Origin of the sequence: Solimonas terrae, assembly GCF_011067135.1 — a bacterium.
Classification (GTDB): domain Bacteria; phylum Pseudomonadota; class Gammaproteobacteria; order Nevskiales; family Nevskiaceae; genus Solimonas; species Solimonas terrae.
The window spans coordinates 1-13,480 of sequence record NZ_JAAMOW010000003.1; the positions used below are offsets into that span (position 1 = coordinate 1).

The following is a 13,480-nucleotide window of genomic DNA, read 5'->3' on the forward strand; positions in this document are numbered from 1 at the left end:
CCTACACCGCCAAGGACTACGGCCGCGCGGCGAGTGCGATCCAGCAGTACCAGAGCGCCGGTGGCAACGACGCGCAGACCATCGGCCTGTACGCGCAGTCGCTGTATCTGGCCGGACGCTATCAGGAAGCCGCTGCCGAAATCAGCCGCCAGATTGCCGCCGCCGAACAGGCCGGCCGGCGCCCGGACGACACGCAGCTGCAACTGCTCGCCAGCTGCGCGCTCAAGCAGAACGACATGAATGCGTACCGCCTGGCGCTGGAGAAGATCGTCACCTACACCCCCAAGCCGGATTACTGGCTCGACCTGATCGTGCGCACGGCCGGCCAGCCCGGGTTTTCGACGGCGCTGGACCTCGACGTCTACCGTCTGCGCAAGGCGACCGGCACGATGGACAAGGCCGGCGACTACTCGGAAGCCGCGCAGCTGGCACTGCAGGCCGGGTTCCCGAACGAGGCCAGGGCGTTCGTCGACGAGGGTTATGCGAAGAAGCTGCTCGGTCAGGGGGCGGACGCTTCGCGCGACCAGCGCCTGAGCAAGCTGGTGGTCAAGAAGATCGCCGAGGACAAGGCGACTTTGGCCGACGGCGAGAAGGCCGCCGCCGCACAATCCACGGGCGATGCGCTGGTCGCCACCGGCTTCAATTACGTCACGTACGGACAAGCGGCCAAAGGGATCGCCCTGATGCAGCAGGGCATCGCCAAGGGCGGTCTGAAAAATCCGGACGTGGCCAGGCTCCATCTCGGCTATGCGCAGCTGCTCGCCGGCAAAAAGGCGGATGCGTCGCGAAGCTTTGCCTCGGTGCGCGATCGCGAGGGCGCGAGCAACCTGGCGCGACTGTGGTTGATCGACATGCGCAGCGGCGCTCTTCGCTGATCTGCACATGTCGACTATCGACGAGACACTGCTGATTTCGGCCCCCGCGGCGGGTGTCCGGCTGATCACCTTCAATCGGCCGGCGGCACGCAATGCGTTGACGCTGCAGATGCAGGAAGCGCTCGACACGGCGCTGACCGCATTCGAGGACGACCGGGATGTGCGTGCGCTTGTGCTCGCCGGAGCCGGCGACCGGGCGTTCTCCGCCGGCTACGACATCCATGAAATGCAGCACTTCGACGAGGCCACGCTCGACGCTGCGCAGCAGCGCCGCGAAGTCTGGCTCTGGCATCTCGCGAGCTATGCCAAGCCGATCGTCGCGGCCGTCAATGGTGCCGCTCACGGCGCCGGCGCGATCATCGCCACTGCTGCGGACATCCGCATCGGCTGCGGCGCAAGCGACTTTCGCTACACGGCCGGTGCCTACGGCTATGCCAACAACACCTGGCAACTGGCACCGATCGTCGGTCTGGCGAAGGCCAAGGAATATCTGCTGACCGCCGCCCGCATCGATGCCGGTGAAGCCCTGCAAAGCGGCTTGCTCAACCAGCTTGTCGACGCCGCTTCGGTTCGCGAGCGGGCGATCGACACGGCGGCGATGATCGCCGCCAACCCGCCGGACGGCGTGCAAGCGACCAAGCGGCTGCTGCATGCGGCGATCGGCGATTCATATGAAGCCGCGTATCGGCGCGAGAACGCACTGATGCACGGCGCACTGCGCCCCGGCAAGCCGGCGGACATGTTCAAGGGATTTCTCGGCAAGCAATCGAAATCCTGATCAGGAGCCTGACGATGACAGATGAAAACGTGATCCGGAAAATGCGCGCGTTCGATCACACCTCGCCGCAGCAGATGAACGATCCGTACGCGATGTACGAGGCGTTCCGGACAAAGTGCCCCGTAGGGCGATCCGAGCAGCACGGCGGCTTTCATGTCGTGTCGCGCTACGCTTCGGCGAAGAAAGTGTTCGAGGACTACGGCAGCTTTTCGTCGACCGACGGCGTCGGCATTCCGCCGCATCCGTTCAGGATGTTTCCGATCGATCTTGATCCGCCGCTGCAGGCGAAATTCCGCCGTGTGCTGAATCGTCGCTTCACGCCAGAAGCCGTTGCCGAGAAGCGGGCCGAAATCCAGGGCGTGATCGACACGCTGATCGACGATTTCATCGAAATCGGTTCGGCCGATCTGGCCTCGCAACTGGTGCGTCCGCTGTTGCCGAGAATCGTGCTGCCGCTGCTCGGCGTGCCGTCGGAGGCACGGCAGCAGATGAGCGACTGGATCGAATATCTGACGCGTGGTCGCGCCACCGACATGCCGGGCGTCATCAAGGCCGGTGATGCGATCGGCATGTTTCTCGGCGGACTCGTGGCCACGCGCCGCGCCGCGCCGCCGGCCGATGACGTGCTCGGCATGCTCCTGGAATCGCAGATTGACGGCCGGCCGTTCACCGACGACGAGATCCTGCGCACCTTGCTGATCATTCTGTTCGGCGGTCTCGATACGACCAGCTCGGTGATGCTCGAATCGCTGCTGCATCTGGCCCGCAACCCGGCCGACAAGCAAAGACTGAAATCCGGCGAAGTGTCGTGGCAGATCGCGATCGAGGAGTTCGTCCGTTTCACGTCGCCGATCCAGGGTCTGCGCAGGACGGTAACGCAGGACACGACGATCGAAGGCGAGACGTTGAAGAAAGGCGACTGGGTATTCGGCCTGCACGGCTCGGCGAATCGCGACGAGGCGGTTTTTGAAAATGCCGGGCAGTGCCTGCTCGAACGACAACCGAACGCCCATCTCGCGTTCGGCAGCGGCGCGCACATCTGTCTTGGCCGCAATCTCGCGCGGCTCGAGATCCAGATCCTGCTCAGCACGGTGCTCGAACGTCTTGGTGATTTCGAAGTCGGGCCGCAGTTCACGCCGGACTATCTGGTCGGCGAAGCGCGCGGCATGAAATCGCTGCCGGTGCGCTTCACGCCGGCGCACAAGGCGGCTGCGGCCGGATTCGATCGCGGGGCGCACGCGGCCGGGGGCGCGCACGCCTGAGGTCGCCGCGCGTGCCGTCCGTCTCCCCGGTGCCGGCGATGTCCCATTGCCTGTGCCTTTGCCGCCCCGCTCGCATCGCGAACCGCGGGCGGCTCTTCTAATTCATCGAGCTTCTCATGGTCCAGATCACTTTCATCGAACACAACGGCAGGCAGCATCGGATCGACGTTCCCGAAGGGGAGTCCCTGATGCAGGCTGCGCAGAACAACATGGTGCCGGGCATCGACGCCGATTGTGGCGGCGCCTGTGCGTGCGCGACCTGCCACGTTTTCGTTGCCGATGACTGGATCGCGCGCCTGCCGGCGGTGTCCGACAACGAGGACGCGATGCTGGATGTCGTCGAAACGCGTCTTCCGGGCTCGCGGCTCAGCTGTCAGCTCAAGGCCGAGCCGTCACTCGATGGCCTGGTTGTCACGCTGCCGGCCAGCCAGCGTTGATGTACAGCACCACTCGCCGAGTGAAATGCCATGACGCTCATCCCTGAGTCGCCTCGATCCGGCGCTGCTGCGCGTTCCACCGATGCCGACGATCTGCAGAAGCTGCTGCGTCTGCAGCGTGCGGCGGTGATCGCAGAAGGCTACGTTGCGCAGAACGTTCGCGAGGACCGACTCGATCGCGCCACCGCGATGATGCTCGCGCATCGCAAGCGCTTGCTCGATGCCATCATGCAGGACTTCGGCGCACGCGGTCGCGACTGGAGCCTGCTGACGGAAGTCTTCCTGCCGGTACAGTTGCTGATGGCGGCGCGCAAGCAGCTCGGAAGCTGGATGCAGGCGGAGCGCCGCCAGGCACCGATGCCGTTCAGGCTGTTCGGCGCGCGCGCCGAAATCCAGTACCAGCCGCTGGGCGTGATCGGCATCATGGGAGCCTGGAATGCACCGATCAATCTGGTGCTGGCGCCGATGGTGACGGCGCTCGCGGCGGGCAATCGCGCAATGCTGTGTCCCTCCGACATGATGCCGGCGAGCGCCGCCGCACTCGCGGCCGCGGTCGACGACTATTTCGATGCCAGCGAGCTCGCGGTCGTTGCCGGCGGACTCGAAACCAGCAAGGCGTTTTCGGCCCTGCGTTTCGATCACCTGATGTTCACCGGCAGCCCGGCGGTCGGCGCGCAGGTGATGGCGGCTGCGGCGCCGAACCTGACCCCGGTAACGCTGGAGCTCGGCGGGAAGTGTCCGGTGATTCTCGGTGACGATGCCGATCTCGACGACAGCGCCGCGCGCCTGATCGCCGCCAAGACGCTCAATGGCGGGCAGGCCTGCCTCGCTCCCGATCTGCTGTTCGTGCCACGCCGCCGGCTCGATGATTTCATCACGCGGCTCGACGCGAAGATGGCGGCGCTGTATCCCGGTTCCGTGCAGAACCCGGACTACTGCGGCGTCGTCAATGAACGACATTACCGTCGCCTGGGTTCGCTGCTTGCCGAGGCCGGACAGCTCGGCGCGCGCGTCGTGCCGCTCGGCCTGGCCGGCGCCGACTTGCCGACACAGGACGATGCGCAGCGACGCCTGGCGCTGCACGCGATCATCGATCCGCCGGACGGCGCGCGTGCACTGGGTGAAGAATTGTTCGGGCCGGTGATGGTGATCATTCCGTACGACGACGTCCAGCGCCTCTGCACCCGCTTGCGCGAAATGGAAAAGCCGCTCGGCTTGTATGTGTTCTCCGGACGCAGCCGCTTCGTGCAGAAAGTGCTCGACGGCAGCTATTCCGGTGGCGTCACCGTCAACGATGCGATGTTCCACTACAGCGTGCCGGACCTGCCCTTCGGCGGTGTCGGCCGCAGCGGCATGGGCTCGTACAGCTTCGGCATCGAGGGTTTCCGGCGCTTCAGCCATGCGCGCTCGGTCTATCACCAGGCCGGTCCGGCGGCGCTGATGCGCGTGCTGCAACCTCCCTACGGTCGCCTGTTCGATCTCGCGGTCCGCAAGAATCTCGACCGGCTCGCAAGGCGCTACGAAAAGATCCCCGGACGTACGCGCGCATGACGGCATATCGGGCGCCGTTGACGCAGCTGCGTTACGCACTGCACGAGGTCTTCGACGTCGGAACCGCGCTGGCGGAGATGCCGGCGTACAGCGGTGTCGATCGCGCACTGATCGACCAGATCATCGACGAAGCGGCGGTGTTTGCCAGCGAAGTGCTGGCGCCGACCCGTGTTGCCGGCGATGCCGGCTGCACGCTGCGCGACGGCCGCGTCTTTCTGCCGGCCGGCTTCGCCGAAGCTTACCGTCGGTTCGTCGATGCCGGCTGGCCGGCACTGGCCTGTGCCGGCGAACACGGTGGGCAAGGGCTGCCGATGGTGCTCGGCAATGTCGTGCTCGAAATGCTCAACGCCGCGAATCCGTCGTGGGCGATGTTTCCCGGCATCGCGCACGGTGCCTATGATCTGCTGCACGCGCACGCCAGCCCCGAACTGCAAAGCCGATATTTGCCGAAAATCGCCAGCGGTGAATGGACGACCAGCATGTGCCTCACCGAAGCGCAGGCCGGCAGTGATCTCGGTCTGGTCCGCACGCGCGCCGAGCCCCTCGGTGGTGGCCGCCATGCGATCACCGGCGCCAAGCTGTTCATCTCCGGCGGCGATCATGATGCCGCTGCCAACATCGTCCATCTCGTGCTGGCGCGCTTGCCCGACGCGCCGCCCGGCAGTCGCGGACTGTCGCTGTTTCTGGTGCCGCGTCATCTTCCGGCGGACGACGATGACGCGACGCTCGCGGCCGCGATCAACGGCATCGACGTGGTCGCGCTCGAGCACAAGATGGGCATGCGCGGCAGCGCGACCTGCGCGCTCGCCTTCGATCGCGCGCAAGGCTGGCTGATCGGGACGCCGAATCGCGGCCTGGCCTGCATGTTCGTGATGATGAATGCGGCGCGGCTCGCGGTCGGCCTGCAGTCGGTCGGCGCCGGCGAACTGGCGTGTCAGCACGCGCTCGACTACGCGCAGTCGCGTGCGCAGGGACGCGATGCCGGCAACGCCGCAGTCACCCTGAGCGAGCACGCCGACGTACGGCGCATGTTGATGGCACAGCGGGCCTGGACGGAAGGCGGGCGCCTGCTGGCCATCTGGTTGTCCTTGCAACTCGACATCGAACGGCATCACCCGGATGCGGCTGCGCGCGAGCACGCGGCCGAAGTACTGGGTCTGCTGACGCCGATCGCCAAGGCCTTCCTGTCCGACAACGTGTTCGAGGTCGCGAATCTGGCCTTGCAGATTCACGGCGGACACGGCTACGTCAGCGAGCACGGCGTCGAGCAGATCGTCCGCGACGTGCGCGTGTTCTCGATCTATGAAGGAGCGAACGGTATTCAGGCTCTGGACCTGCTCGCGCGCAAGCTGCTGTCCGATCGCGGCGCCGCGCTCGGACGCCTGTTCGATGAAATCGAAAGCACGCTTGCCGGCGGCACCGATCATCTCGAAATCGCGGCGCTCCGGGATCTGCTCGCCGTCCTGCGCCCGCTCGTTGCGCAACTCGATCCGCTGCGTGCCAACGCTGTCGCGACGCATCTCCTGCGCGCGCTCGGCCTCGCGTTTCTCGGCTGGATGCTGCTGCGTGCCGCCCAGCTTGATGGCGAAGGCAGGCCCGACGGTCCGCGTGCGTTGATGAAGTTCTATTTCGCGCAGCTGTTTCCCGAGAGCGCCTATCGCATCGCCGTCGTGCGCGGTGCCTCGTTGCAGGAGCCGGCCACTTGAAGCTTGCACACTTGTGTCTCCCGGCGACGCTCGACACGCTGAAGATCGTCCAGCGCGACGAGCCGGATGTGCGGCCCGGCCTCGTGAAGGTCCGCTGGCGTGCATCGACGCTGAATTTTCACGACTACGCGGTCGTCACCGGTCGTCTGCCGAGCGCTGATGGCCGCATCCCGCTGTCCGATGGCGCCGGCGAGGTGGTCGCAGTCGGCGACGGCGTCACACAGTGGCAAGTGGGCGATCGCGTGATCAGCGTCTTCTTTCCGAACTGGCACGAGGGCAACCCGACGATCGCCAGGACCTTGACGATGACCGGTGACAGCACCGATGGCTGCGCGACCCAGTACAGTCTCGTCCCGCCTTCGGCGCTGACCGCAATGCCGCCGCATCTCGGCTTCGCCGAGGCGGCTGCCCTGCCGTGTGCGGCCTTGACCGCGTGGCGCGCGCTGGTCGTCGAATGTGCGATCAAGCCCGGCGATCGGGTGCTGGTACAAGGCAGTGGCGGCATGTCGCTGTTTGCCCTGCAGTTCGCGGCCATCGCGGGCGCCGAGATCTTTGCGACCTCGTCGTCACCGGAGAAGCTGGAGCGCATGCGCGCACTCGGCGCGCATCATCTGGTCGACTATCGTCGCGACTCCCGGTGGGGCGACACCGTGCGGCGTCTGGCCGGCGAGGGGGTCGATCATGTCGTCGATGTCGGCGGTGCATCGACGCTGGCGCAGTCGCTGAAGGCGACGCGCGTCGGCGCGAACATCGTCATGGTCGGCGTGCTCGGCGGACTCGAAGCCCCGCTGCAGATCGGCAGGCTGATAGCCAGGCAGCCACGCCTGCTGCCGATCGCCGTCGGCAGCCGGGAGATGCAATTGCAGATGTGCCGCAGCATTGCACTTGATGGTTTGCGGCCGGTACTGGACCGCAGTTTCGCCCTGTCCGAACTCGCCGAAGCATTTCGTTACCAGGAAAGCGGGCGACACTTCGGCAAGATCGTGATCGATCTCGACGCCGGCTGATCGCGTCGAGCGCGAAGCGCAACAGGTTCAGCGCTGCGAGCGCGGGATCGTCAGCTCGATGCCGTCGGTCGCGTCGTCGACCGGGATCTGGCACGACAGGCGCGCGCGCGGATGCGGTTCCGGGACATAGTCGAGAATTTCCGCTTCCATCGACGACTTCGGCGGCAGTTTCGCCAGCCAGTCCTCAGGCACATGGACGTGGCAGGTACCGCAGACCATGGAGCCACCGCAGTCGGCGTCGATGCCGGGCACGCCATTGGCGACTGCGACACGCATCATCGACGGTTCGCTGCCGCAGTCCAGTGCGATGCGCTCGCCTTCGGTCGTGATGAATACGGCACGTGTCATGTCGGGGTTCCTTGCAAGCCGTCCGGGTTCTTGTTCGTGCTGCCTAAATCTAATTATATTATATTTACGGTCGACGGCAATGACCAGAGCGTCGCGACACCCGTGAGGGAGGCAGCGGCCCGGAACGAGGAGAAAAAAATGACGCGCGATGCGGTGATCCGCTACGACTACCGCGGCCGCAGGGTGCTGGTGACAGGCGGTTCGCAGAGCATCGGGCTTGCGGTTGCGTCGGCATTCGCGGATGCCGGTGCCGACGTGTGCATCACCGGCACGCGCGCGGCAGCCGCCGACTACGATACCGATCTGACGCGCTTTCAGTACCACCGCCTGCGCCTGCAGGAAGATGAGGATCGCGCGCAGCTTGCGACGGTGCTGGGAAACACACTCGATGTGCTCGTCAACAACGCCGCGCAGGTTGGCGGCGATGAATATCGGACGCCGGATTTCGCGGCCACCATCGGCTCGAATCTGATTGGTGTCGCCGATCTCTGCTATCGCTTGCGCGCGAGCCTGGCGGCGCGCAACGGCTGTATCGTCAATGTCGGGTCGGTGGCGGCGTTCATTGCGCTGCGCCGCACGCCAGCCTACACGGCAAGCAAGGCCGGACTGCTCGGCTTCACCCGGGCGATCGCCGACGAATGGTCGCGTGAGGGCGTTCGCGTGAACATGGTGGCGCCCGGCTTCGTCGACACACCGATGACGGACTGGGCACGGCAAGACGAAGCGGCGTTCAAGAACCTGCTGCGGACGATTCCGGCGCGCCGATTCGCGCAGCCCGCCGAAGTTGCAGCGGCCGTGATGTTCCTCGCCGCACCGGAGGCAGGCTACATCACCGGGCAGAGCCTCGTCGTCGACGGTGGCCTGATGCTGCGTTGAACGGGAGACGCCGGTGAGCGACGAAGTCTTTACCCGCGATCTGTGTTCATGGCTGGACGCCAATCTGCCGGCCAGTCTGTGTACAGCCATGCCCGAGGATGAAATTCCCTGGGGCGGCAGTCGGGGAAGGTTTCCGAATCCGGACACGCGGCGCTGGATGGACGCGATGGCGGCGCGCGGCTGGACGGCGCCGACCTGGCCGCGCATGTATGGCGGCGGCGGTCTCGACGCGACAAGGGCGGCAATCCTGCAGCAGGAACTGAGGCGACGGGGCGCGCGCCCTGCGCTGTTCTCTTTCGGTTTGTGGATGCTCGGTCCGGTGCTGCTGGAATACGGAAGCGAGGCTCAGAAGCAGCGCTTCCTGCCGCCGATCGTGCGCGGCGAAGCGCGCTGGTGCCAGGGCTATTCCGAACCGGATGCAGGCTCCGATCTGGCATCGCTGCGCACGAAAGCCGTCGATGCGGGGGATCACTGGCGTGTCGACGGCCGGAAGATCTGGACGAGCTATGCAGACGAAGCGGACTGGATCTTCTGTCTCGTGCGGACCGACACCGGCCGCAAGCACGGCGGAATTTCCTTCCTGCTGATCGACATGAAAAGCCCGGGCATATCGACGCGGCCGATCCGCCTGATTTCGGGTTCGTCACCGTTCTGCGAGACCTTCTTCGATGACGTTGCCGTGCCCAAGGAACATCTCGTCGGGCCGCTGAACGGTGGTTGGGAGATCGCGCGAAAGTTGCTGCAGTACGAGCGGCAGAATGTCGCCGCCGCAGGCTTCGGCGGCGAGCTGAAGAGGATCGAAGCGCGTGCCCGGCAGCTGTTCGGCATCGACGCGCAAGGCCGGATCGCCGATGCGGCGCTGCGCGAGCGGATCGCCCACGCGGACATGTACGAGTACGCGACGCGGCTGACGATGCAGCGTGCGCAGCGCGAGGTCGATGCCGGGCAGGCCAGCTCGGCATCGTCGGTCGTCAAGTACGCCGCAGCACATGCCAACCAGCAGCACTACGAGTTGATGATTGAAACGCTCGGCTACGAAGGCCTCGGCTGGCAAGGCGCTCCCTATGAAACCGAGAGTCTGGAACAGACCCGCAAGTGGCTGCGCTCGAAAGGCAATTCGATCGAGGGCGGCACATCGGAAATCAATCTGAATGTCATTGCGCGCCGCGTGCTGGGTTTGCCGGGAGGCGCATGAACGCGATCGACATGCAGGCCGATATCGAGATGTTCGCCGACTCGGTGCGGACGTGGATCAGCGACCATGCAGCACTGTCGGCGCAGCGCACGCGTGGCGGAAACGCCGATCGGCAGCGCTGGCACGCGATGGCGGCGCTCGGCTGGGGCGGGCTGACCATCGGTGCTGAGTACGGTGGTGCCGGTCTCGGTCTTCCCGGCCTGTGCGCGGCGATGACGGCACTGGGCCGTGAATTGCTCGGCGCGCCGCTGCTGTCGACTGCGGTTTCGAAATCCCTGTTCGAAAACGCCGCGTCCGCCGAGCAGCGCGCCATCTGGCTGCCGCGTCTCCGTGACGGGGCCGTCGTCGCGCTCGCGATCGACGAGAGCGCTCGGCATGAGCCACAGCGGATCGCGACGATGGCGAGCACCGATCGCCAGGGCTGGCGCCTCGACGGCCGTAAAACCATGGTGATCGATGCCGGGCTTGCCGATGCCGTCGTCGTCGTCGCCGGCATGACGGGGGAGGCGTCCCGAATCGGCCTGTTTCTGGTTCCGGCAGACGCCCCGACCCGCAATCCGCGCCATACCATCGACGAACGCGATTACGCGGATTTGCATTTCGACGGCTTGCGGGTTGCCGCGTCGGCCTTGCTCGGCGGCGCGCCTGTCGACCGCGAAGTGCTGGATGACGCACTGGACGTCGCGCGCATCGGCCTGGCGGCGGAAATGCTCGGCGTCGGTGCGCGTGCGCTTGATTTGATCGTTGATCATCTATGCACGCGTCGGCAGTTCGGTCGCGCGATCGGCGAGTTCCAGGCATTGCAGCACCGTGCCGCGATCATCAAGGTCGATCTGGAACTGGCCGGCTCGGCGCTGGCGGCAGCGGTTGTGGCCGATCGAAGGGAGCGTCCAGCCCATGCCTCGCTCGCAAAGGCGATGGCCGGCGAAGCGCTGCATCGCGCTTCGGTGGAGATCGTGCAGATGCACGGCGGCATGGGCATGAGCGATGAGCATGTCGCGGGTCTGTTCCTGAAGCGCGCGCGTGTCGCCGAAGCCTTGTACGGCAATCGCAGCTTCCACGCCGGGCGCTGGGCCGGCCTGCACGGCTATTGAGATCGTCATGAACTTCGAACTGGACATGGCGCAGTGCCTGCTGCGCGACAATCTCGACAACTTTCTCGCCAGGCAGTATCGCTTCGAGGCGAGACGCCAGATCGTGCTTGGCGAGCCTGGCTGGCAGCCGACGCTGTGGCGTCGTTTCGCCGACGAACTGGGCCTGCTCGGCGCCGGTTTGCCGGAGCAGGCCGGTGGCAGCGGCGGTGGCGCCATCGAGCACATGCTGGTGATGGAGGCCTTCGGCAAGGCGCTGGTCGTCGAACCCTATCTCGAATGCTGTGTGCTGGCTGCCGGCGTGTTGGCGCGCTCGCCGGGGGATGCGGCAACGGCGTTGCTTGCGCGAATCGCCGAGGGTTCCGCCATTGTCGTCCCTGCATGGTCGGAGCCAGTCGGGGGCGTCGCCACGCAGGCGAGGCGCACGCCCGACGGCTGGCAGCTCGACGGCCGCAAAGCGGTGGCGGTGGCGGCGCCCTGGGCGACGCATCTGATCGTCAGCGCCCAGGTGGAAGGCACAACAGGGACCTCACTGTTCGTTGTGCCGCGGCAGGCGCAAGGTCTGGCGTTGCAGTCTTATCCGACCATTGACGGGCGGCGCGCCGCCGATCTCGAATGTGCCGGTCTCGCACTGACCGCCGAAGCCTTGCTGGGCACGGCGGGAGCGTCGCAAGCCCTGCTGGAGCAGATGCTCGACGAAGGCGCCGCAGCGGTCTGTGCAGAAGCCCTGGGCGTGATGGCGCGGCTGCATGCAGACACGCTTGCATACGTTTGCGAGCGTCGTCAGTTCGGACAGGCGATAGCCGGTTTCCAGGTCATCCAGCATCGTCTGGTGGCGATGCATCTGAAGATCGAACTTGCGCGAGCCGCAACGGTATTCGCGAGCCTGTCGCTGTCGAAGACAGCGCGCGAACGCGCGCTGGCGGTGTCGACCGCCAAGGTGACGGTGGCCGAGGCCTGCCGCTTCGTCGCCCAGAACGCCGTGCAGCTGCATGGCGGCATGGGCATGACGGATGAACTGCCGCTCGGCAGCTACTTCAAGCGTGCAACGGCGATCGAGCGCGAGTTCGGCGATGTCGATCACCATCTGCGCCGACATGCGCGACTGGAGCGAGTGGCGGCTTAGAGGCCGAGCGTCGCTTTCGCCAGGATGTTGTACTGAATCTCGGTCGAGCCGGCGTAGATCGTTCCGGCGCGATCATTGAGATACCGCAGGGGCGCGACCGCAGCGGCAAGCGGCCCCCGGGTCTGGCCGCAGCCGTGCGGCAGCCTGACATCGCCGCCCGCCCGGAAAGCTTGCGGTTGATAGGCGCGGCCGTAGGCGCCGGCGGCATCCAGCGCGAGCTCGGTGAGATGCTGGCTGAGTTCGGTGCCGACAATCTTCATCACCGACGCCGCGAGTCCCGGAGAGCCGCCGGCGGCGATCGTCGAGAGCGCCTGCAGTTCGTACTGCTCGAGCGTGGTGGCACGAATGCGCGCCGCTGCAAGGCGCGACGCGAACAGCGGATCGTCGAGCAGCGTGCCGCCGGCATCGTGCGGCACGGTCGCCGCGAACGCGCGCAGTTCGTCCAGGCGCAATTGCAGCTCCGGGGCAGATGCCAGATTGCTGCGCTCGAATTCGAGCTGGAACTTGGCGACGGTCCAGCCGTCGCCGATGGCGCCAAGCACGTTGCGCTTGGGAACGCGGACCCGATCGAAGAACACCTGGTTCTGGATGTGTTCGCCGGACGACATGACGATCGGCCGCACGCTGATACCCGGGCTGTGCATGTCGAGCAGGACGAAACTGATGCCGCGCTGCGGTTTCGCTTCGCGCGATGTGCGCACCAGTGCGAACATCCAGTTCGACACGTGTGCGTGCGTGGTCCAGATCTTCGAGCCGGTGCAGACCAGATCATCGCCGTCGTCGATCGCCGGCATTTGCAGTGACGCGAGGTCCGAGCCGGACTCGGGTTCGGAATAGCCCTGACTCCAGAGGACGTCGCCACTCAGTGTGCCGGGCAGAAAGCGCGCGTGCTGGTCCGGCGTGCCGAAGCGGATGATCGCCGGGCCGACCATGTGCACGCCGAGCGGCGGTGGTGGCGCGCCGGCAGCGAGTCGCTCGCGGGTGAAGAGGTAGCGCTGCACGGCGCTCCATTCGCAGCCGCCGTGTTCGCGCGGCCAGCTCGGTGCCCCCCAGCCACGTGCGGCGAGCTTCTTCTGGAAGGCAATCGATGCGTGATGATCGGGATAGACGCTGGTCATGCGCGTGCCGGCGGCACGTAGTTCGTCATCGACTGCATCCGCGAGAAACGCGCGGACTTCGTCACGGAACGCAAGATCGGCATCGCGCCAGTCCAGATACATCGCCGGCC

The 13,480-nt window shown here is 66.0% G+C and carries 13 protein-coding genes; 11 read left to right on the forward strand and 2 right to left on the reverse strand.

Features of this window, described 5'->3' with window-relative positions:
* From G7Y85_RS06010 to G7Y85_RS06040, 7 genes are all read left to right on the forward strand, one after another.
* The coding region (locus G7Y85_RS06010; RefSeq protein WP_166253402.1) for a hypothetical protein at positions 1 to 875 on the forward strand (875 nt) is incomplete at its 5' end.
* Positions 876 to 882: 7 nt separating this feature from the next.
* Positions 883 to 1,653, forward strand: a complete 771-nt coding sequence (locus G7Y85_RS06015; RefSeq protein ID WP_166253405.1) for an enoyl-CoA hydratase/isomerase family protein — start codon at positions 883 to 885, stop codon at positions 1,651 to 1,653.
* Positions 1,654 to 1,667: 14 nt separating this feature from the next.
* Positions 1,668 to 2,915, forward strand: coding sequence for a cytochrome P450 (locus G7Y85_RS06020; protein ID WP_166253408.1), 1,248 nt, complete (start codon positions 1,668 to 1,670; stop codon positions 2,913 to 2,915).
* 116 nt (positions 2,916 to 3,031) lie between these two features.
* Entirely contained in the window at positions 3,032 to 3,352 is a 321-nt protein-coding gene (locus G7Y85_RS06025) for a 2Fe-2S iron-sulfur cluster-binding protein (protein WP_166253411.1), read from the forward strand.
* 30 nt (positions 3,353 to 3,382) lie between these two features.
* Positions 3,383 to 4,903, forward strand: coding sequence for an aldehyde dehydrogenase family protein (locus G7Y85_RS06030; RefSeq protein WP_166253414.1), 1,521 nt, complete (start codon positions 3,383 to 3,385; stop codon positions 4,901 to 4,903).
* The gene (locus tag G7Y85_RS06035) at positions 4,900 to 6,609 is read left to right on the forward strand and encodes an acyl-CoA dehydrogenase family protein (protein WP_166253417.1); all 1,710 of its coding nucleotides are present in this window, start codon (positions 4,900 to 4,902) and stop codon (positions 6,607 to 6,609) included. Before G7Y85_RS06030 ends, G7Y85_RS06035 begins: the two co-directional genes overlap by 4 nt.
* The gene (locus tag G7Y85_RS06040; RefSeq protein ID WP_166253421.1) at positions 6,606 to 7,616 is read left to right on the forward strand and encodes a zinc-dependent alcohol dehydrogenase family protein; all 1,011 of its coding nucleotides are present in this window, start codon (positions 6,606 to 6,608) and stop codon (positions 7,614 to 7,616) included. Before G7Y85_RS06035 ends, G7Y85_RS06040 begins: the two co-directional genes overlap by 4 nt.
* 27 nt (positions 7,617 to 7,643) lie before the next feature.
* On the opposite strand, the gene G7Y85_RS06045 is transcribed toward G7Y85_RS06040, so the two are convergent.
* Positions 7,644 to 7,964: a 2Fe-2S iron-sulfur cluster-binding protein gene (locus tag G7Y85_RS06045; protein ID WP_166253424.1), complete on the reverse strand. Its 321-nt coding sequence runs from the start codon at positions 7,962 to 7,964 to the stop codon at positions 7,644 to 7,646.
* 138 nt (positions 7,965 to 8,102) lie between these two features.
* On the opposite strand from G7Y85_RS06045, the gene G7Y85_RS06050 reads away from it, so the two are divergent.
* Genes G7Y85_RS06050 through G7Y85_RS06065 form a run of 4 tightly spaced genes read left to right on the forward strand, consistent with a single transcriptional unit; the run spans position 8,103 to position 12,252 of the window.
* Entirely contained in the window at positions 8,103 to 8,840 is a 738-nt protein-coding gene (locus tag G7Y85_RS06050) for an SDR family NAD(P)-dependent oxidoreductase (protein WP_166253427.1), read from the forward strand.
* 13 nt (positions 8,841 to 8,853) lie between these two features.
* Positions 8,854 to 10,035, forward strand: coding sequence for an acyl-CoA dehydrogenase family protein (locus G7Y85_RS06055; protein ID WP_206675514.1), 1,182 nt, complete (start codon positions 8,854 to 8,856; stop codon positions 10,033 to 10,035).
* The gene (locus G7Y85_RS06060) at positions 10,032 to 11,129 is read left to right on the forward strand and encodes an acyl-CoA dehydrogenase family protein (RefSeq protein WP_166253430.1); all 1,098 of its coding nucleotides are present in this window, start codon (positions 10,032 to 10,034) and stop codon (positions 11,127 to 11,129) included. Before G7Y85_RS06055 ends, G7Y85_RS06060 begins: the two co-directional genes overlap by 4 nt.
* A 7-nt stretch (positions 11,130 to 11,136) precedes the next feature.
* On the forward strand, positions 11,137 to 12,252 hold the full coding sequence (locus G7Y85_RS06065) for an acyl-CoA dehydrogenase family protein (RefSeq protein WP_166253433.1): 1,116 nt from the start codon (positions 11,137 to 11,139) through the stop codon (positions 12,250 to 12,252).
* On the opposite strand, the gene G7Y85_RS06070 is transcribed toward G7Y85_RS06065, so the two are convergent.
* Positions 12,249 to 13,472, reverse strand: a complete 1,224-nt coding sequence (locus G7Y85_RS06070) for an acyl-CoA dehydrogenase family protein (RefSeq protein ID WP_166253436.1) — start codon at positions 13,470 to 13,472, stop codon at positions 12,249 to 12,251. The two genes, G7Y85_RS06065 and G7Y85_RS06070, sit on opposite strands and share 4 nt — an antisense overlap.
* Positions 13,473 to 13,480: the final 8 nt, after the last annotated feature.

Bases quoted from the DNA above. Each gene is read 5' to 3' on its own strand.
- G7Y85_RS06070 (WP_166253436.1), bottom strand. From the start codon at position 13,472: ATGTATCTGGACTGGCGCGATGCCGATCTTGCGTTCCGTGACGAAGTC.
- G7Y85_RS06030 (WP_166253414.1), top strand. From the start codon at position 3,383: ATGACGCTCATCCCTGAGTCGCCTCGATCCGGCGCTGCTGCGCGTTCC.
- G7Y85_RS06045 (WP_166253424.1), bottom strand. From the start codon at position 7,964: ATGACACGTGCCGTATTCATCACGACCGAAGGCGAGCGCATCGCACTG.
- G7Y85_RS06035 (WP_166253417.1), top strand. From the start codon at position 4,900: ATGACGGCATATCGGGCGCCGTTGACGCAGCTGCGTTACGCACTGCAC.
- G7Y85_RS06050 (WP_166253427.1), top strand. From the start codon at position 8,103: ATGACGCGCGATGCGGTGATCCGCTACGACTACCGCGGCCGCAGGGTG.
- G7Y85_RS06065 (WP_166253433.1), top strand. From the start codon at position 11,137: ATGAACTTCGAACTGGACATGGCGCAGTGCCTGCTGCGCGACAATCTC.
- G7Y85_RS06015 (WP_166253405.1), top strand. From the start codon at position 883: ATGTCGACTATCGACGAGACACTGCTGATTTCGGCCCCCGCGGCGGGT.
- G7Y85_RS06060 (WP_166253430.1), top strand. From the start codon at position 10,032: ATGAACGCGATCGACATGCAGGCCGATATCGAGATGTTCGCCGACTCG.
- G7Y85_RS06025 (WP_166253411.1), top strand. From the start codon at position 3,032: ATGGTCCAGATCACTTTCATCGAACACAACGGCAGGCAGCATCGGATC.
- G7Y85_RS06020 (WP_166253408.1), top strand. From the start codon at position 1,668: ATGACAGATGAAAACGTGATCCGGAAAATGCGCGCGTTCGATCACACC.